Annotated in this window: 15 protein-coding genes; 10 read left to right on the top strand and 5 right to left on the bottom strand. The window is 58.1% G+C overall.

Annotation, left to right across the window (positions count from 1 at the left end; translation table 11 throughout):
- Positions 1-154: 154 nt before the first annotated feature.
- On the bottom strand, positions 155-967 hold the full coding sequence (locus ACP7IZ_RS03055; protein ID WP_426847794.1) for a HesA/MoeB/ThiF family protein: 813 nt from the start codon (positions 965-967) through the stop codon (positions 155-157).
- Between the two features lie 194 nt (positions 968-1,161).
- Between ACP7IZ_RS03055 and ACP7IZ_RS03050 the strand changes: the two genes are divergently transcribed.
- Positions 1,162-1,773, top strand: a complete 612-nt coding sequence (locus ACP7IZ_RS03050; RefSeq protein ID WP_426847793.1) for a DUF2939 domain-containing protein — start codon at positions 1,162-1,164, stop codon at positions 1,771-1,773.
- A 124-nt stretch (positions 1,774-1,897) separates the two neighbouring features.
- Here the strand turns inward: ACP7IZ_RS03050 and ACP7IZ_RS03045 are convergent, their stop codons facing one another.
- Positions 1,898-2,128 (bottom strand): DUF3126 family protein, encoded by a 231-nt coding sequence (locus ACP7IZ_RS03045; protein ID WP_006117133.1) that lies wholly within the window; start codon positions 2,126-2,128, stop codon positions 1,898-1,900.
- A gap of 79 nt (positions 2,129-2,207) precedes the next feature.
- Here ACP7IZ_RS03045 and ACP7IZ_RS03040 point away from each other — a divergent pair, with 79 nt between their 5' ends.
- The 3 genes from ACP7IZ_RS03040 (at position 2,208) to ACP7IZ_RS03030 (ending at position 7,121) form a co-directional block, all read left to right on the top strand.
- Positions 2,208-2,861, top strand: a complete 654-nt coding sequence (locus ACP7IZ_RS03040) for a hypothetical protein (protein WP_426847792.1) — start codon at positions 2,208-2,210, stop codon at positions 2,859-2,861.
- Positions 2,862-3,109: 248 nt separating this feature from the next.
- Positions 3,110-4,972 carry an alginate export family protein gene (locus tag ACP7IZ_RS03035; RefSeq protein WP_426847791.1) on the top strand — a complete coding sequence of 621 codons (1,863 nt, stop codon included), beginning with the start codon at positions 3,110-3,112 and terminating at the stop codon, positions 4,970-4,972.
- A gap of 178 nt (positions 4,973-5,150) precedes the next feature.
- Complete coding sequence (locus tag ACP7IZ_RS03030; RefSeq protein ID WP_426847790.1) at positions 5,151-7,121, top strand: OPT family oligopeptide transporter; 1,971 nt, start codon at positions 5,151-5,153, stop codon at positions 7,119-7,121.
- Positions 7,122-7,280: 159 nt separating this feature from the next.
- Here the strand turns inward: ACP7IZ_RS03030 and ACP7IZ_RS03025 are convergent, their stop codons facing one another.
- Both ACP7IZ_RS03025 and ACP7IZ_RS03020 read right to left on the bottom strand, forming a co-directional pair.
- Positions 7,281-9,617: a hypothetical protein gene (locus ACP7IZ_RS03025; protein WP_426847789.1), complete on the bottom strand. Its 2,337-nt coding sequence runs from the start codon at positions 9,615-9,617 to the stop codon at positions 7,281-7,283.
- A gap of 59 nt (positions 9,618-9,676) precedes the next feature.
- Positions 9,677-10,492: a universal stress protein gene (locus tag ACP7IZ_RS03020; RefSeq protein WP_426847788.1), complete on the bottom strand. Its 816-nt coding sequence runs from the start codon at positions 10,490-10,492 to the stop codon at positions 9,677-9,679.
- 248 nt (positions 10,493-10,740) lie between these two features.
- On the opposite strand from ACP7IZ_RS03020, the gene ACP7IZ_RS03015 reads away from it, so the two are divergent.
- Positions 10,741-11,538 carry an alpha/beta fold hydrolase gene (locus ACP7IZ_RS03015; RefSeq protein ID WP_426847949.1) on the top strand — a complete coding sequence of 266 codons (798 nt, stop codon included), beginning with the start codon at positions 10,741-10,743 and terminating at the stop codon, positions 11,536-11,538.
- A 13-nt stretch (positions 11,539-11,551) separates the two neighbouring features.
- On the opposite strand, the gene ACP7IZ_RS03010 is transcribed toward ACP7IZ_RS03015, so the two are convergent.
- Positions 11,552-13,210, bottom strand: a complete 1,659-nt coding sequence (locus ACP7IZ_RS03010; RefSeq protein ID WP_426847787.1) for an NAD(P)/FAD-dependent oxidoreductase — start codon at positions 13,208-13,210, stop codon at positions 11,552-11,554.
- Positions 13,211-13,415: 205 nt separating this feature from the next.
- Between ACP7IZ_RS03010 and ACP7IZ_RS03005 the strand changes: the two genes are divergently transcribed.
- From ACP7IZ_RS03005 to ACP7IZ_RS02985, 5 genes are all read left to right on the top strand, one after another.
- Entirely contained in the window at positions 13,416-14,603 is a 1,188-nt protein-coding gene (locus ACP7IZ_RS03005) for a cation diffusion facilitator family transporter (RefSeq protein WP_426847786.1), read from the top strand.
- A gap of 59 nt (positions 14,604-14,662) precedes the next feature.
- A complete protein-coding gene (locus tag ACP7IZ_RS03000) occupies positions 14,663-15,628 on the top strand; it encodes a cation diffusion facilitator family transporter (RefSeq protein ID WP_426847785.1) in 966 nt (321 codons plus the stop codon).
- 123 nt (positions 15,629-15,751) lie between these two features.
- Positions 15,752-17,161, top strand: coding sequence for a chloride channel protein (locus tag ACP7IZ_RS02995; RefSeq protein ID WP_426847784.1), 1,410 nt, complete (start codon positions 15,752-15,754; stop codon positions 17,159-17,161).
- Between the two features lie 87 nt (positions 17,162-17,248).
- Positions 17,249-18,253, top strand: coding sequence for a CobW family GTP-binding protein (locus ACP7IZ_RS02990; protein ID WP_426847783.1), 1,005 nt, complete (start codon positions 17,249-17,251; stop codon positions 18,251-18,253).
- Positions 18,250-19,305 (top strand): WD40 repeat domain-containing protein, encoded by a 1,056-nt coding sequence (locus ACP7IZ_RS02985; protein ID WP_063353667.1) that lies wholly within the window; start codon positions 18,250-18,252, stop codon positions 19,303-19,305. Before ACP7IZ_RS02990 ends, ACP7IZ_RS02985 begins: the two co-directional genes overlap by 4 nt.
- Positions 19,306-19,331: the final 26 nt, after the last annotated feature.

Raw genomic sequence — 19,331 nt, 5'->3', positions numbered from 1 at the left:
TATTCCCGCCAGACATGCCCTGCATACACGCCCTATGCCCAACATGCCATGCTGGTGCAGCCCCAGTGTGTCAGGCCTGTGTTTTCTGCTGCTGTAACGTGCCGCGCATACACGTGGCATCAGGAGTCGCAGGCATGTATGCCAGTGCGCCAGTTTACCCGGCTGAAGGTGCGGCCTGTTGCTGGGGCGTGCAGGCCTGTTCCGCCCCCATGCCGCCGCAAACAGGGCAGTTGGGGTCTGCCTCCAGCATAATGGTGGTAAAGCGGGTGCGCAGGGCATCCCACATAAGCAAACGCCCGGCCATGCTTTGCCCTATGTTCAAAAGCTCCTTCAGGGCTTCTGTGGCTTGCAGCGTGCCCATAACACCCGTTACGGCCCCAAATACCCCGGCCTCACCACAGCTCAGGCCAGAGGCTTCACCATCGGTTTGTGGGTAAAGGCAATGGTAACACGGGCCGCCACGCCACGGGCGAAAAGTGGAAAGCTGGCCTTCAAACCGCTGCACGGCGGCAGAAACAAGCACTTTGCGGGTTTTTACGCAGGCAGCGTTTACCACGTAGCGGGTGGCAAAGTTATCGCACCCATCACACACCAGATCGTACTGGCTTATCAGCCCTTCCGCCGTGGTGGCATCCAGCCGCTGGGGGTATGTTTCTACTACAATGCCGGGGTTAAGCGCCTCTAGCGTGGTGCGGGCGGAATCTATCTTCCTGCGCCCCACATCGGCCGTGGCATGCAGAATTTGACGCTGAAGGTTGGAAAGCTCCACCACATCATCATCCACCAGCCCAATGCGCCCCACACCGGCCGCTGCCAGATACAGCGCTGCGGGTGACCCCAAGCCCCCCGCACCAATAATCAGCACGGAAGCCCCTTTCAGCGCCATCTGCCCGATTCCGCCAACCTCGGGCAAAAGAATGTGGCGAGAATAGCGCTGGATCTCGTCTTCAGAAAACTGCGAAATCATGGTGGGGCGTCCTGAAAAAAAGTAAAAAAGGCAGTGAACCGATCGGTCAGAATGGCGTTAAACAGCCAACATGCTTCGTGTTGCGGCAAAAATCACGTTTTTGTAATAACAACGAAAACATGACATGTTAGTGTGCATCAGAGGTATGCTTCTGTTATAGTAACCTGCAAAATCAACATAAGAGGAATGCAAACATGATATCCCTTCCTCAGTTCGGGCAGCCTGCCCGAGCAGCCAGTCTGACCCCGCGCCAGACCGCGCGGGGGATATGTGTTGCCTCAGCCGCAGCTGCACTGGGTGTGTATCTGGCTTCCCCTTTTGTAACGCTGTGGAGCGTGGGTTCTGCCCTGCACACGCACGATATGGCGGCCCTTGGGCAAGTTATTAACTGGGGGGCGTTAGATGCCTCCATCAAGCACCAAACGCTTAATGGCCTGCACCTTATCCCGGCATCGGACGATCTGCCCGAATTTGGTGAATCCTTTGCTGCCACGGCTGTTTCCAACGCTGTGGATACCACGGTAACGCAAAACAATCTGGGCATGCTGGTAGATCAGGCCATTCCGGCGGCTGTGCCTGTCAGCCAGCCCAATATTTCCTTCGCCTCTCTGGCGGCTCATGCGTCCGTAAGGTTTGCACGGCTTGATCAGTTTGTGGCGGAAGTGCCCCTGCCAGGGCATGAGCGTGAAACACCCCTGCGCATTGAAATGCGGATACAGGGGTGGCGCTGGAAAATTACCAATGTGGAATTCCCCACTGCGCGGGCTCCAGTGCTTCAGGCCTCTGCCGCGCCATCCAACGCCTGAACTCTAACCCGCCTGCACCCTAGCCTATATGTGGGTGGCCCTTATAAAAAAGGCCACCCACCCGCAGGCGGCAGCGTACTGCCTGCCTACGTATGAAGTGGCCTTGCAAGCCGTTGCGCCAGATTTATTTGGCGGCGGGCAGGTCTTCTTCCAGCACCACAATATTTACGGCGTAGGACACATCACCATCTTCATCATCACGATGGATGGTGCCGATCACTTCACCATCTGCTGCCAGTTCAACAGACATACCTGCACGGGGTGCGGGGTTGATGGTCAGCTTTTCGGAACCCAGCAGCCTGCGCAGAGCTGTCTGGAGCCGGGTGATTTCTGAAGGAGATATGGAACCGCTCATGTCATTCTTTTCCTGCTGGCATAACTTTGCGCCAAAATAAGGCAAACCGCGCAGGCACGGGCCACTCCGCCCGAAAACGGTGGAGCAACCGGGCACTGGCGCGGTCGCCTTTCCGATCTGTGGCCCCGCTATAGGACAACCACCCACGCTGCCGCAACCTTTCCGCAGCATTGCCCTGCCGCCGCCACTTTCTGCTGTGCATGTCACTTACTGGTTAGAGGAGGATCTGCCCTTGCGTTTCTTGCGTGCTCTTGTGCCGATGCTTTCTGCCTGCGTGCCTGTTGGAATGTGCCTTTTTGCCCTGCAACATGCGCCACCGCCCCCAATGCAACCAGAACGCACAGCCCATATTCTCAACATGGTGGAACATGATGGCGCGGCCCAAACAGCTCAGGCCCTCTCCCGCCAAAAAGGCTGGGCGGATGTGCAGCACGCCGTAACCTCTGGCCAGCCCGATGCCGCGCGCCTTGTGCCTGCGCTTTTGCCATCTGCAGATTCGCGCACAACGCGTACACTTTACAAAACCATGCAGGCAGCCCTGCCCAAGCACCCGGCTGTTGTGCTGGCCGCTACCAAGCAAGGTACGTCCATACAGGCAGATTTGCAGGCTGTGTGTTCCCCCATAGGCATGAGCCACACATGGCGCCAACAAGCCCGCCAAGCCGTGGCCCATGTGCATGATGTTCATCTGTCTGACCGTGCGCAACGGTGCCTGAACAGGCTGGATGGCTGAACACTTTTTTGTTTATTTCTTAAATCAGTTTTTATGAAACCCTGAAGCTGGCACAAAAAACCAAGAAATACTGCCAGTTTCAGCCGGTCTATGCGCGCCTTTTCAGCCCCAAACGCTCTACAAGCTAGAAATGCACCACACGCAATTTAGATATGACCTGAGCGCGTGAAGTGGTAGCATCTAAATATTAGATATTCATTATTAGAATATCTCCCAAAAAAAAAATAACAAGAAGCGAACCCCGGCCCATGACCGCATACCCCGGATTTTCTCGTCCCGGACAGGCCATTGCCGCCGTTTACTGTCCGGCTTTTTCTTCTCCTGCCCTACCTGCCCGCACGCCAGTTTATTGGCCTGCCTTTGGCCTGCACGCCCTGCTTGCAGCCTCTGCCGCCGGATTTGCGGTGTGGCTTGCCCCCTACGCTACAGCGGCAGAAACAGCCCCTAACGCCGCGCATCTGCATTACCCGCACACACCTGCCGTTGTGCGCACAACACCAACAACTGTTGTGCCCGCCAAGGAAGCCCCAGCAGAAGTTACATCCTCTGCCACACCTGCCGCCAAGCCGGGGTTTTGGGATAATGCACGCCTGCTGCCCCCGCTCACCAGCCGACCAGAAGCATATGGTCAGCCGCAATCTTTGGAGCTTTCCCCTTTATCTACAGCCCTGCTGCACCAAGGGCCGTGGGGGGTATTTAACGCCAATACCGGGGCTGCCGCAGGGTTTGGCACCGTGGGGTATTATGCTGTTTCGCGGTGGGCGGAGGATTGGTCCAGCCTGCGGGACAAGCGCAACCGCATAGATGCCATGGATGCGCTGAAATACATTCCCTTCAATCAGGAAGGAGATATCTACCTGTCCTTCAGCGGAAACTTCCGCCAGCACAACTTTTATGATCAACGTGCAGGATTTGGCACCACCAAAAAAGACCCTGCCTATCGCAACAACTTTCGCTGGAATCTGGGTGCAGACCTGCACTTGGGCGAGCACGTCCGCCTGTATGGGGAGCTGATGAGCGGGCAAGCCGCAGGTGTAAACTACTATGGCTACGCCGGGGGCCGCTGGCGCAGCAAGCTGGATGCCCAGCAGGCGTTTGTAGAAGTGCGCGGCAAAGTGCTGGGCGCCACCGTAGGCGGCATGGCCGGGCGCATGACCTTTTTGGATGCACCCCCATATTTTACAGCAGGAAGCGTGTACCCCACCCTGCCGTATTCATGGAACGGCCTGCGCGGCTATGCCTTTTGGAAGAACTTTCGCATAGATGGCTTTTATCTGACCCTAACAGATAACAGCCCGCCCATTGCCTTCCATGATACCGTGGGATGGAGGTCTCGTCTGTTTGGGGCATACACATCCTACGCGCTGCCCAAGTTCTCGTTTCTGGGCAAAAGCAGCCAGGTGTTTGTAGATAGCTTTTACTACGGCATTATTCTGGCCAGCAGCTCTCTGCCCACAGCAGCAGGCGGCAGCATTGCGGGTTCTACCCACCGTGATACGCCGGGCATGCGCGTATGGGGTAACGCCGGGCCTGTTGAATTTTCTGTTGGCGGCATGTGGCAGGGGGGAGAATTCCGCGCGGCCAAAAGCGGCCCCACACGGCCTGTTTCTGCTTATTCCATCAACGCCACACTCTCATGGCGTTTTGCCAAATGGGCGGGGCATCCTGCTGTGGGGATTCAGGTGGATGATGTTTCTGGCGGCAACATGAACAAAAGCCAGAGCAGCAGCTGGGGCAGCTTTCTTTCACCCTACGTGCCCAGCGCCTACTACCTGGATATCAGCACCTATATCGGGCAATCCAACATTATTGATGTAGGGCCTATTGCCACGGTTTCCCCCACCCCCAACACCACCTTGCTGATGAAGGTGCCCGTGGTGTGGCGCAACAGCAAACAAGATGCCATTTATGCCAGCGGCACAGCCTTTTATAACCTGCGCCCACATGGGGCCTATACGGCCACTATGCCGCAGGCCAGCTTTACGTGGCGTGCCACGCGCCACATTACGCTAAGCATTGATGGCGAATATATTTTTGCTTCCAAAACCATGATTAACGCGGGCGCATCCTCCGGCGCGTTCGTGCAGAGCAACTTGGAACTTACCTTTTAACCCCCCGCTTTTGTACCCATTGGGCCACAGCGGTACAGACAAACTGCCCCGTCCATCGTAATGCTTGCAGCATATACAAACCAGACGGGGCAGCCCCACGCGCCACGCATGTCCTGCACATGCATCCATCGGGCCGCCTTGCCACAGCCAGACCAAGCAAGCAGCCCGAGGCCCCAGCATGACGCCATCCCCCACCCGCCGAGAACTCACCCTGCGCGGGCTTGTGCTGGGCGCACTCATCACCATCGTTTTTACCGCTTCCAACGTGTATCTGGGCCTGCGTATTGGGCTTACGTTTGCATCCTCTATTCCCGCTGCGGTTATTTCCATGGCTGTGCTGCGGATGCTGGGCGGTGGCTCCATTTTGGAAAACAACATGGTGCAAAGCCAAGCCTCGGCAGCGGGTACGCTTTCTTGCGTGTTTGCCACCTTTCCGGGGCTGGTCATGGCGGGGTATTGGCAAAACTTTCCGTTCTGGCAAACGGCGGGGCTTTCACTCGCCGGGGGCATATTGGGCGTGCTGTTTACCATTCCACTACGGCGCGCGCTGGTTACAGAAAGCAGCCTGCCTTACCCAGAGGGCGTGGCTGCGGCGGAAATTTTGCGCGCCGGGGCAGAAAAAGGCCATAGCCACGGGCTGCGCGCCCTTATTGGCGGCGGTGTTATTGCCACGCTTTTTTCATTCGCCAGTGCTGGGCTGCGGCTTTTGGCCGATACACTCACCCTTACAGCCACCGCTGGGGCTGCGGTGTTTCAGTTTTCCGGCGGGCTTTCTCTCGCTCTTGTTGGGGCGGGCTATCTGGTGGGGATAGCGGGCGGGCTGGCCATGCTGCTGGGCTGCATTTTGGCGTGGGGCATGGGTGTGCCGTGGTTAACGGCCCATTTGCCCAACCCGGAACATCTGGCCCCTGCCGCCTTTGCGCATGATGTATGGCTGCATAAGGTGCGCTTTATTGGCGCGGGGGCCATTGCCGTGGCCTCGCTCTGGACATTGGTGGAACTTATGCCGCCTGTGCTGCGTGGGCTGCGCGCCATGTTTACAGGCCGCGGCCAAACGCTGGTGCCCGATGCAGAGCGCGATATGTCTGGCCGCAGCATAGGGCTGTTGCTGCTGCTTTCCGCCGCCATGCTGGCTGGGCTGTTTGCGTATTTTCTGGCCCCTGTTGCGATGGGGTTTTGGCCTGTTGTGGCCGCTGCTGTGCTGTTTTGCATTGTGTTCGGTTTTATTATGGCGGCAGCCTGCGGGTATATGGCGGGCATTGTGGGGTCTTCCTCCTCCCCCATATCGGGCATTATCATTATTGGTGCTGTGCTATCCGCCCTGATGATACTGGCGCTGGAAGCCTTGGGCCTTACCCCCACCAGCATGATGGCCGAGGGGCAAAAACTGGCCACGGCGTTTACCATTTTGGTGCTTTCGGCCATTACGGCCACGGTGGCTATTTCCAACGATAACCTGCAAGATCTTAAAACCGGGCAGCTTGTTGGGGCATCACCATGGAAGCAGGAAGTGGCGCTGATTGTAGGCTGTGTGGTGGGGGCTGCGGTTATTCCGCCCGTGCTGAACCTGCTTTACCAGGCCTATGGTTTTGCTGGCACCATGCCCCGCCCGGGCATGGACCCCACTCATGCGCTTTCCGCCCCACAGCCTGCGCTTATTGCCATGATCGCTAACGGCATTTTTACGCACTCGCTGGATTGGAGCATGCTTTCCATTGGCATGGTGCTGGGGGCTGTTCTGGTGGGGGTAGATCAGCTTTTGCGCCGCCGCCATATGGCGTTGCCGCCTTTGGGCGTGGCGGTGGGGCTGTATCTGCCTGCCTCTGTCAGTATCACGCTGGCTGTTGGGGCTATTCTGGGTTGGGGGTTAAAACACCACATCAAAAGCCGCAGGGCACAAAACCACCAAACAGAACCTGCTGCCAACGCCGCCATTGGCACCATGCTGGCCTCTGGCTTTATTGTGGGGGAAAGCCTGACAGGTGTTGCGCTGGCCGTGCTTTCTGGCGCGCTGGGGCAGGATGATGTGCTCTCCATCGCGCACTATGTGCCCACAAACCTGCCGCCTGTGTTGGGCGCTGCTGCTTTTGTGGCTGCCTGCTGGTGGTTTACGCGCAAAACCCTGCAAGCTGAAACACAGGGGCGTTAAACGCGGCCTACGCAAAAGCGCCTGCCCCCCGGCAAAACGCACAACAAGTAAACACCTTTTAAAATGTGCGGTGGGTGGGGCACGCTGCGTTCTGGTTGGCAAACCTGTAAGACATTAAAAGGAATGTTGCAGCCTTATGGGCTTTTTGCTTTGTAAAAATCAGGACTTTTTCTTTTTTTGCCCGCGCCTAAAGCCCAATCCCAACAAACCCAAGCCAAACACCAGCCCCGCCCAGCCCCACGCCATGCCGGGTGGGGTGAAGGAAAAACAAATATCAGCGGCCCCTTTTGGCAAAGTGATGCGCTGGAACAGGTTTTCTTCATACCCAATGGGGGCTTCCTGCCCGTTGATGCGCACATGCCAACCGGGCAACATAAGTTCGCGCCGAATAAGCGGGGCAACCGTGCGGCAATGTGTGCGAAGTGCGGTGCGGGAGATTGGGTGGATCTCGCAGCCCTCTGCGGCCTCAAAATACGGGGCGGGATGAGGCAGACGGTACAGATCATTCGCTGCACTGCTGTAAAGCAATTGCAGACGTTTTTCGGTGGGGGCCTCCTGCTGGCCCGGTAGCGCCATACCATGCGGCACAACTGCCAGAGCCACGCCCAAGCGTTCCAGCACCTCCGGCTTTTGGCCCAGAACATCCTGCAAAAAGAAGTGCCCATTCGGGGTGTTGGGCGTAATGCCATCAAACGTAACGGGGTTAAGGTTTGCGCCAAAATCCTGCTGCAAACGGGCAATCCACGCAGCAGGCATGGGCACGCCGTTGTGGTTGAGAGAGGCCAGCCCAAAATACGCACCATAATTAGGAGCCAACCCGCCGAGAGATACAAACCTGTTCAGCCCGATTTGTGCCTTCATGGTGTGGATAAGCGTGGCATCTACCGGCAGCACGCTACGGGTGGAGAGTAGCGGCACGCAAAACAGAAAAAGCGCTTCTGCCACCACAGCACTTGCCAGAACAGCACAGCGCCACCGGGCCAAAACCGGCAATAGCAACGCGGCAAGGCACAGCGCCACCAACACACCACCTGCCAGCACAGAGCCAAAAGCATAAAAGCGAGAAGCCACAGGCCCTTGCACAAAGCCCCATAAATCGGCCCGTGCGGGGGCGTTCCAGTGCCACACGGCATAGGTGGACAGCAGCAGAACACCACCGGCGCACAGTGCAGGCCATGCGGATATCAACCAGCTTGTGACACGTTGTTTTGCAACACCCGCGCCCGCCCGAACGGCGGTATTGCGGCACACATCATCCAGCCCGAAGGCGGCCAGAAGAATAAGCGCCATTTCCTCCATCGGGTAGCAAAAGCGATGAAAAAACGTGAGGGCTATACCGGGTATCATATCCATTAGCGGGGCTATGCCGGGCAGGTTGGCCTGCTTGCCCACACAAGCCACAAAATAGGCCGCCAGCATAATACGTGCCGCCCGGTCTCGCCGCCCCCATAGGCCCAGAAGGGCCAAAAATGGCAGCACAGCCCCCCAATATCCGCCAACACTCCACCATGCCTCGTACCGAGAGGCCGGGCCGTAAAAAATGGGGCCATTGATGTAAGGAAACAGCGCCATAGCCCAGCATGTGATGGGCTGGGTGATGGAAATACCCGCTGCGTGGTCTCCCACCCACGCATGGGGCAAATAGGAGGCAAACGCCACAAGCTGCGGGGCAGCTAAAAGCAGGGCCGTGCTGCCACCAACCGCAATGCCAGCGGCAAATGGTGCGCGTGCCCCCGCAGGCTGTTGCGCCAGACGCAAAAGAGCCCAGCACAATACCAGTGTGCCCTGCAAAAACGCGGTTTCGGGAAAGCTGGAAAGCACCATACCCCCCAAGCCAAGGGCCAGCAGGCCCCAGTTACGCATACCGGCCCAACCATGTGCCGTGCCACGCAACGCCTCCACCCCCAGCAAGGCCAAAGGCAAAAAGGCCAGCGGCTGGCTTGGCCCATCCGATGCCCACGCAAACGTGCCGTTAAACGCCCACAGCACGGCACCGGCCAACACCACGCGCGCATCCAGCCCTAGCTTGCGCAACAGGGCGTACATGCAAAAACCTGCCAGAATTTGCAGCGCAATTTTAAGCAGCAAAAGCCCGCCGGGCAGGCCTAAAAGCAGCACAAAAGGCAAAAAGAACGCGCCGGGCTGATACTCCCCCGCCAGCGGCATGCCCACGCCGCTATACGGGTTCCACCACGGCAAAATACCATGCCGCCAATCTGCTGCGGCCAAATGGCCCAATGCCTGCACAATAACACCCGCGCAGCCATCTACCCACCCCGGCAAACCGGGTAAAATGCCGCCTTCCAGCCAGTTACGCCGCGTTTGCGTGCCCGCCGAAAGCACGGAAATAGGGTCGGACGTTGCGCCACCCCACAGCATCGGGCCCAGAAGTTCTGGCAGATGCACCAGCACGGGCAGCAATGCCAGCACAACCACGTGCCACACAGGCCAATGCGCACAAAACCGATGGCGAGCAAAAAAAGAAAAAGCGGGCATATGCCCGCCTTAGCAAAGGGGAAGCCGTATTCCTACACAATACGCCCCTTGTATGTGCGTTAGTGCTGCAAAAAGACCGGCACATCCGGGTGGGCCAGAATATAATCCGTAGCACTGCCCATAAGCCGATTATACAGCATGTTGTGCTGATACCCGCCTATCACCAACAAATCCGCCCGCCGGGCATCTACCTCATCCAGAATGGATTGTGCGGCCTTGCTGGCATCATCACTTGGTTTCATCTCCACCCGTTCGGGCGTAATGCCGGGCAATATATCCATTGGCATGGGAGAAGCCGGTGTTTGCAGCACATCCACCTGTTTGGCCTGCGCCAGCAATACGCGGGCAGAGGCAAACGCCTTGCGGCAACCATCCGTATCTTTCCATGCCATCAGAATATGGTCCCCACTTGGGCGGTCCCAAAAGGGTGGCACAAACAGAACGGGGCGGCCTGTTTGAAAAATGGCTGAACGGGTCGCCAGTTTTTTCTGGTCACTATCCCGGCTATCGGGAAAGTTCATAATCAGCAAATCGGCATCCTTGCCATAACCGCTGATAATTCTGTCCACCGTAATTTCGGGGTCCAGCCAGTTTACTTCCACCTTGCTTAACCGTTCTGCGCCAGAACCATATTCCTCCGCCAGCCAGCGGTGGAAAATTGTGTGCAGGCTATCGGCCCATTCACGCTGGTTTTCGCGCAGCACGGCAGCGCTTTCATCTGTCAGGCCCATATTGCCCAGCACCTGCGTAGGGGGTTCCCGCGCGGCCAGAACATCCATGCGGTTGCCGTTTACGCGGGCCAGAAACTGTGCGGCCATGTTCAGCAGCACTTCCGCCTGATCCTGCTGGCTGAGAATAACAAGACATCTCTGCATTGCTTGCGCTCTCCCGTTTTTATCTGTGGCGTGTCACCACGCACACCTATGGTGGGCCAGCGCCAGAAAGCATTCACACCAAACGTGCCCGCCGGCTAAAGGGTTGCCCATCCCCCCAACTGTGCCACGCCTGCCCTCTCTCTGGAAGGTGAAGAAAAAACATGCCGCCCCCTCTCGCATTTCGGGGCAAAGCGCGGCACAACCGCAAGGATAACACCAGCCCTTACGCAAAAAAGGATACGGCCACCGTGTTGCTGAACGTGATTGAACGCGGCCCCGATGCCCCCTCTCCCCTGCCGCCGGTTGTGCTGTTGCACGGGCTGTTTGGCCGTGCGCGCAATCTGGGTTTTGTGCAACGTAAGCTGGCCGCTACCCGCCAAACGCTGGCAATGGATTTACGCAACCACGGCAACAGCCCCCACGGCCCCATGAGCTACCCCGCCATGGCGGAAGATGTGCTGGAAACCATGCACCATCATGGCATCAAAAAAGCCTTGGTGCTTGGCCATTCCATGGGTGGCAAAACCGCCATGATGCTCTCCCTTATTCACCCACAGGCCGTGCAAAGCCTGCTGGTGGTGGATATTGCCCCCGGCCAGGGCGGCTTTGCCCGGATGGACCTGCCGCCAGGGCTGGATAAGCTGGTTTTTCCCCCGCATCTGGATTTGCGCAGCGCGGATGAGCTGTTGCGCCCGCTGATAACCAATGATGCCGTGCGGCAATTGATGATCCAGAACATCCGTATGGGGGATAACCCCGGCTGGGCCATTGGCATGCACGATATTCTGGCCGGAATGCCCGCCATGATGGGCTGGCCCACATTGCCCCCTAGTGCGCAGTATAGTGGCCCCACGCTGTTTATTCGGGGGGAAACATCACCCTATATTCAGCCCACCAATTACCCACAGATGCGCCATTTGTTCCCGCATTATCGGCTGGAAACAATCAACGGCGCAGGCCATTGGGTGCATGCAGATGCCCCGCGCCGGTTTATGGAACTGGTGGAAGAATTTGCCACCCAGACAGAAAACGCCTCCACACCCTGAAGGCGCAAAAAACCTAACGGGGCGGCAGTGTTACAGGCTTGCCTGCCAGATTAAGGGCTACGGCCTCCGCAATGCGGATACCATCCATAGAGGCAGAGAGAATACCACCCGCATAACCTGCCCCTTCACCCGCCGGATACAGGCCCGGCGTGTTGATGGACTGCCCGCCCTCATTCCGTGGAATACGCAAGGGGGAGGATGTGCGGGTTTCAACCCCGGTCATCACCGCGTCTTCCATGGCAAACCCGCGGATCTTGCGGTCAAACTTCGGCAGGGCCTCACGCAGGGCTTCCACCACAAAATCGGGCAGGCATTTTGAAAGATCGGTAGGGGTTACGCCCGGTTTGTAGGAGGGCACAACATCCCCCAACGTGGTAGAGGGGCGGCCTGCCAGAAAATCTCCTACACGCTGGGCGGGGGCGCGGTAATCTCCACCGCCCAGCTCAAACGCCTTGCGCTCCCATTGGCGTTGAAAGGCCATGCCCGCCAGCGGGTCATCCGGGTAATCCACACCGGGGCGCAGTTCCACCACCATGCCGGAATTGGCGTTACGCTCGGCGCGGGAATACTGGCTCATGCCATTGGTAACCACCTGCCCTTCTTCCGAAGTAGCCGCCACCACGGTGCCGCCGGGGCACATGCAAAAGGAATACACGCCCCGCCCGTTGCTGGCATGGTGCACCAGCCGATATTCCGCAGCGCCCAGAAGCTCGTTTCCCGCGCTGGGGCCAAACTGGGCCACATCTATGACCGATTGCGGGTGCTCAATCCGCACCCCAATGGAAAACGGCTTGGCCTGCATGGCCACATCTTCGGCCTGCAACATGGCAAACGTATCACGCGCGCTGTGGCCCACGGCCAGAATAACGTGATCGGAGTGTATGATCTCACCCTCAGCAGTGCGCACACCTTCTACCGCGCGGGTTTGCGGGTTAAGCACCAACCCATCCACACGGGTTTGAAAACGGTATTCCCCGCCTGCTTCCTCTACCTCGCGCCGAATATGCTCCACCATGGAAACAAGGCGGAACGTGCCAATATGTGGGTGGGCCAGATATAGAATATCCTCCGGCGCACCAGCTTTTACAAATTCCTCCAGCACCTTGCGGCCTAAAAAGCGTGGGTCCTTAACCTGGCTATACAACTTGCCATCAGAAAAGGTTCCGGCCCCGCCCTCACCAAACTGCACGTTGCTTTCTGGTGTAAGTTCAGAGCGCCGCCATAAGGCAAACGTATCCACCGTGCGCTCACGCACCACCTTGCCGCGTTCCAGCAGCAGCGGGCGCAGGCCCATGCGCGCCAGCACAAGGGCGGCCATAAAGCCGCACGGTCCGGCACCTATAATAATAGGGCGCTTGTATCCGGGCTGAGCAGCCAGCTCTGCCCCATTGGCAATAGGGGGCACCCATTCCATGTTGGGGGATGGCTGTACGTGGTTATCCTTGGGGTGGGCGGCACGGTAACGGGCCAGCACGGCGGCCTCGTCCTTTACGGTGCAATCCACGGCATAAACCAGCTTAATGGCCACCCGCTTGCGGGCATCATGCCCGCGCTTGAACACACTGTAATGCTCCAACGCATCTTGGGTAATGTTCAGCCGCTCGCAGATTGCCTGTGCCAACGCCTGTGGCGAATGGTCTAGCGGAAGCCGTAATTCGGTCAATCTGAGCATGCGCTGTGCCCTTACCTTTCAAACAGGCGTGAAAAAATTATGCTCTTTCCCTAAGCTGCTCTGCCGTGTGGCGCAATATTGGCGGTGTGGGTCATAAAAAAGATGTTGCCCTTCTCTGCCATCCTTAGCAGACATAGATAAGACAGACCGGGTTGGTCCTGTTGGTTTGCGCCTGCCCGGCCATTATTGTTCCATTCATTCAGGAATGCTCCTTCCCATGCCTTCGCCGCACGACCATATGCCCTCTTCCCAGCCTGCGGATTCAGCCTGTGGTCATGCGCACCACACGCCGGGCCAGCCAGATGGGCACAGCCATGCAGAAGCCTGCACCGCAGGGCATGATCACACAGCAGATGCACACACCCACGCGCATGAATGCAGCGCGGGAGAGCATGATCACGCCCATGATGATCACGCCGGGCATGATGACCATACCGGGCACACCCATGCTGCGGGTGGAAGCTGCGGGCACAGCCACGGTTTTGGGCACGCCCATGTGCATACGCCAGCCTCCTTCGGCAAAGCGTTTGCCATAGGTATTGCGGCCAACAGCCTTTATCTGGTGGCCGAAGCGCTGTGGGGCTTTTTCTCGCACTCGCTGGCATTGCTGGCCGATGCGGGGCACAACCTTTCCGATGTGCTGGCGCTGGCGGCGGCATGGATGGCCCAGCACCTTTCCCAACGCTCGCCCTCTTTGCGGTTTACGTATGGGTTGCGGCGCTCATCCATTCTGGCGGCACTGGCCAACGCGCTGGTGTTAATGCTGGTGACAGGCGGCGTAGCGTGGGAAGCCATTACCCGCTTGTTTGACCCCGCCCCCGTGGCTGGCAAAACCATGATGATTGTGGCCGCCCTTGGCATTGTGGTGAACGGCGCCACCGCCCTGCTTTTTGCCTCTGGGCAGAAGGGAGACCTCAACATTCGCGCGGCCTTCATGCACCTTATGGCAGATGCTGTGACCTCCCTTGCCGTGGTGATAGCGGGCGGTTTGGTGCTGCTAACGGGCCTGAACTGGATAGACCCTGCCATAAGCTTGGCCATTTCCATTGTTGTGGTGGCCAGCACGTGGTCTTTGCTGCGGGATTCCCTGGATATGGCGCTGGATGCCGTGCCCCGCACGGTGGATGCCGGGGCCGTGGAAGGCTTTTTGCGCACCCTGCCCGGTGTGGCGGATCTGCATGATCTGCACATCTGGCCCATTAGCACTACGGAAACAGCACTAACGGTGCATTTGGTGCGCACCGCCGCCACGGTGCATGAAACTGATACCGCCCTGCTGGAAAAAGCCGCCGCCGCCCTGCGTGAACGCTTTGGCATTGTGCACCCTACCTTGCAGATAGAAGCCGCAGATTATGCCCCCTCCTGCGCCTTAACAGACCCGCACACCGTCTGACACGCCTTTCCCTTTCCCGCGCATTTTATGCCGCCACGCCAGCCAGAATTGTTGTTTACGTGCCAGAACTTCCCCTGCCCTCCAGCAATCGTGGCATTGCTGTTGTTAGCCTTGGTGTCAGCTTTGTCGCACTGGGGCTCAAATACGCCGCTTATGCCACCAGTGGCAGCATTGCCCTGTATGCCGATGCGCTTGAAACCATTATTAACGTGGTAGCCGCCGCCGGAGGGCTGTGGGCGCTAAGCGTGGCTGAAATGCCAGCAGATACCAACCACCCCTACGGCCACCACAAGGCGGAATATCTTTCTGCCGTGGCAGAAGGCGCGCTGGTGATTGTAACAGCTTTTGTTATTGGGGATGAAGCGGTGCATGGCTGGCTGCACCCCAACCCACCCAAGGCCCCCTGGCTGGGGTTGGGGCTGAACGCCCTTGCCACCGTGGTTAATCTGGCATGGGGGCTTATTATGCTGCGGGTGGGGCAAAAGCGCCGCTCTCCCGCCCTTGTGGCAGGCGGGCAGCATGTGCTTTCCGATGTATGGACAGGCGTTGCCCTTGTGGTGGGTGTTACCCTTATTCCGCTTACCGGCTGGGTGCGGCTGGATGCTATTCTGGCAGGGCTTTTGGCCATAAACGTGCTGCGCGTAGGCTGGGAAGTCATGCGCGAATCTGTTTCCGGGCTGATGGATGAAGCCCCCGAACCCGAAACAATGGAAGAAATTCGCACCATTATTGCCGCCAACGGCAAAGGAGCGATTGAGGCGCACGATATCCGCACCCGCATTGTGGGGGCTGTTACGTTTTTGGAGTTCCATCTGGTGGTGCCCGGCGCCATGAGCGTTAACACCGCGCATGATATCTGTGACCGCATAGAAGCCGCCCTGCGCGCCAGCATGGGCAGCACGCTGGTGCATATTCATGTAGAGCCAGATACGCACGCCAAGCACGAGGGCATTGTGTTCTGGAAAGGCCCGGCAGAAGCCTGCCCCACCCCCGATGCACAGCCCGATAATGGGGCCAGCGCATAATAAAAGCGGCGCGTGCCATAAATATTCGGCAATAAAGAACATCGCCTCTTTCATGTTGTGCATGAAATGCTACACTCGGCTGCATCCTTTTTCCTGCCCTTTATGCCTTTACGGATGCCGCCCATGCCTGCCAGCGTGTTCCCCACGACTGAATCCCTTCGTCATTTGCGAGAACATGCCAAAGCGGGCACCGTAAACTGGCGCAGAAAATTTATTTACTGGTCTGGCGCCATTATGGTGGGCATGGTGGCCGTAGGCTTTGCCACGCTGGCCGATGCCGCCGCCCATGTGCGAGACCACATTTTAAAAATAAGCCCGTTGCTGATGTTGCTGGTAACCCCCGGTGGGCTGGCGCTTTCTACGTGGCTCACGCGCACATGGTTTAGGGGCGCACAGGGCAGCGGTATTCCGCAGGCCATTGCGTGCATGCACCTTAATAACAGCGCCATTGTAGATAAGGTGCTGGCGCTGCGCATTGCCTTTGCCAAAATTCTGCTTACATGCCTTGGGCTGCTTTCTGGCGCATCCATTGGCCGAGAAGGGCCAACCGTGCAGGTGGGGGCTTCCATCATGCATACGGTGGGCCACTATATGGGCATTACAGATATTACCCGCCAACGTGCGCTTATTAAAGCCGGAGGGGCCGCAGGTGTGGCCGCCGCCTTTAACACCCCGCTGGCTGGCATTGTGTTTGGCATTGAGGAACTGGCCCACTCCTTCGAGCAACGCACCAGTGGCACCATGCTGACATGCGTGGTGATTTCCGGCGTAACAGCTATCGCACTTGTGGGCAACTACACGTATTTCGGGCACACCTATTCCTCCGTGCCGGTGGGTACAAGCTGGCTGGCCGTTCTGGCGTGCGGCATTATTGGCGGGCTGTGCGGGGGTGGGTTTTCTGCCCTGCTGGTGCGCATGTCTCGTGGTATTCCGGGGGCTTTTGGGGCGTTTATTACGCGCCATCCGGTTGCGTTTGCGGCCCTGTGCGGGGTGTTGCTGGCCTTTATCGGCCTGATTTCTGGCGGCATGACATACGGCACAGGCTACGTGCAGGCGCGTGACATCATTATGGGGTCAGACCAGTATCCGGCCTCGTTTTTTGTGCTGAAACTGCTGGCCACCATTGTATCTTACTGTTCGGGCATTCCCGGCGGGCTGTTTGCGCCCTCGCTTTCTGTGGGCGCGGGCATGGGTGGCTGGGTGGCGCAGTTTTTGCCCCACACCGCACCGGGGGCCGTGGTGCTGCTGGGCACCGTGGCCTATTTTGCAGCGGTTACGCAATCTCCGCTTACCGCCACGGTTATTGTAATGGAAATGTGCGATAACCAGCAGATTACCCTTGCCCTGCTGGCCAGCGCCTTTCTGGCCTTTGGCGTTTCCCGCACCCTGTGCAGCCATGCCTTGTATGGTGCGCTGGCCGTGCGTTTTGTGCGCACCACCGCCCCCAAACAAAACAGCGCATCTGTTGTTACGGCCACAGATACCGCACGCCAGGCCTCTCGCGGGCGGTCTTCCTCCTCAAAGCAGGGCTGATCCGCCGGTTGGCTTAGGTTCTGGCCTATAGCGCTATTGCACCCTATATGTTGCAACAGTTGTTTGTACTGGAAAGGTTCATTCCCGATGTCCGATGCATCTTCAGCGCCTGCAAGCGCCGCCGCGCCCGATACCCGCATACCGGTAACCGTGCTGACCGGCTTTTTGGGCGCGGGCAAAACCACGCTGCTCAACCACATCCTAACCGCCGAGCACGGCCGCAAATACGCCGTGGTCATTAACGAATTTGGCGAACTGGGCGTGGATAACGATCTGGTTGTGGATGCAGATGAAGAAGTGTTCGAAATGAACAATGGCTGCATCTGCTGCACCGTGCGCGGAGACCTGATCCGTATTTTAAACGGGCTGATGAAACGGCGCGGCAAATTTGATGGCATTATTGTAGAAACCACCGGCCTGGCAGACCCTGCCCCCGTGGCCCAAACCTTTTTTGCCGATGAAGATGTGCGTGCAAAAACCAAGCTGGACGCCGTGGTAACCGTGGTGGACGCCAGCAACTTCCTGACCACGCTAAAGGAAAGCCCCGAAGCGCACGAGCAGGTTGCCTTTGCGGATGTAATTATCCTGAACAAGACAGACCTTGTAGATGCCGCCGAGCTAAAAACGGTGGAAGACGCCATACGCAAGATTAATGCCGCAGCGCCCATCTACCCCGCCAAAAAGGGCAACGTAAAGCTTACAGACGTGATGGACCGCGGCGGGTTTGATCTGGAACGCATTTTGGAAAACGCCCCGGATTTTCTGGAACACACGCCAGAACATCACCATGAAGGGGATATCACCAGCGTTTCCCTTACCGTCAAGCAGCCCTTAGATGCCGGGCGCTTTCAGGCATGGGTAAGCGCATTGTTGCAGGAAAAAGGCGGAGATATCCTGCGCACCAAGGGCATTCTGGATTTTGCAGGCCAGCATGATCGCTTTGCTTTTCAGGCCGTGCACATGATGGCGGATGGAGACAACATCGGCCCGTGGAAGAAAGATGAACCGCGTGAAAGCCGCCTTGTGTTCATTGGCCGCAACCTTAACCGGCCCCAGCTACGCCGTGGGCTTGAAAGCTGCATTGCCGCATGAGCACCGAGACACAAAGCCTACGCGGCCTTATTGAAAAACGCGGCGCCCACCTACAAGTGGAAGGTGAAATTACCGCCTGCGCCGCCACGCGGGATAACAGCCGCTTTGCCTTTACCACGGGTGAAGGTGATGTGGTGGTGGTGCACCGTGAAGACCAGCTTACGCCAGAGGCATGGAACACCTATGCCGTGCATGATGGCCCTGCCCTTTGCCTTTCTGCCGATACGCTGCCCGATTGCTTTTTAACGGGGGGTGATGATGGCCGCCTGTGCCGCCTTGATCCATCTGGCGAGATTGAAGAACTGGGCAAAGGCCGCCGCTGGGTGGAACATATTACCACCTATGTAGATGCCAAATCTGCCGTAATTGCCGCCGCTGCGGGCAAGAATGTAGAACTGCGCGATGCCACGGGCCGCACCGTAACCCGCACGCTGGAACACCCCACCACCGTGGGCGGCATTGTGTTTGACCCCAAAGGCAAGCGCATTGCGGTTTCTCACTACAATGGTGTTTCTGTGTGGTTCACCCAATCCAAGGATGGCAAGCCCCGCCAGTTGGAATGGAAAGGCAGCCACCTTGATATTGCCATGCACCCGGCGGGTGATGCCGTAGTAACCGCCATGCAGGATAATGACCTGCACGGTTGGCGGCTGGCAGATGGCCACAACATGCGCATGAGCGGCTACCCCACCAAGGTGCGCTCGCTCTCCTTTTCCAAAAACGGCAAATGGCTGGCCACCAGCGGTGCTGACATCGTTGTGATGTGGCCGTTTTTTGGGGGTGGCCCTATGGGCAAACCGCCCATGGAACTGCCGGGCGCAGGCGGTGCGCTGTGCACCCGCGTAGCCTTTCACCCAGAACAAGAGGTTGTGGCCGCTGGCTTTGCAGATGGTACCGTTGTAATGATGGAACCATCTACCCAGCGGGTTTTGCCCGTATCACTGGGCAAGGCGGGGGCCATTACGGCGCTGGCCTATAGCCCAGATGGCTGCACGCTGGGTTTTGGCACCGAAGAAGGTGTAATTGGTGTGGTGGATTTAGCCGCTTCCTAATTACGCCCGCTTTGGGCATCAAAACG

Source organism: Acetobacter sp. AAB5, from assembly GCF_050106715.1.
GTDB lineage: Bacteria > Pseudomonadota > Alphaproteobacteria > Acetobacterales > Acetobacteraceae > Acetobacter > Acetobacter oryzifermentans.
Note: the sequence above shows the minus strand (reverse complement) of the source record. Positions and strands in the feature narration are given on the sequence as shown.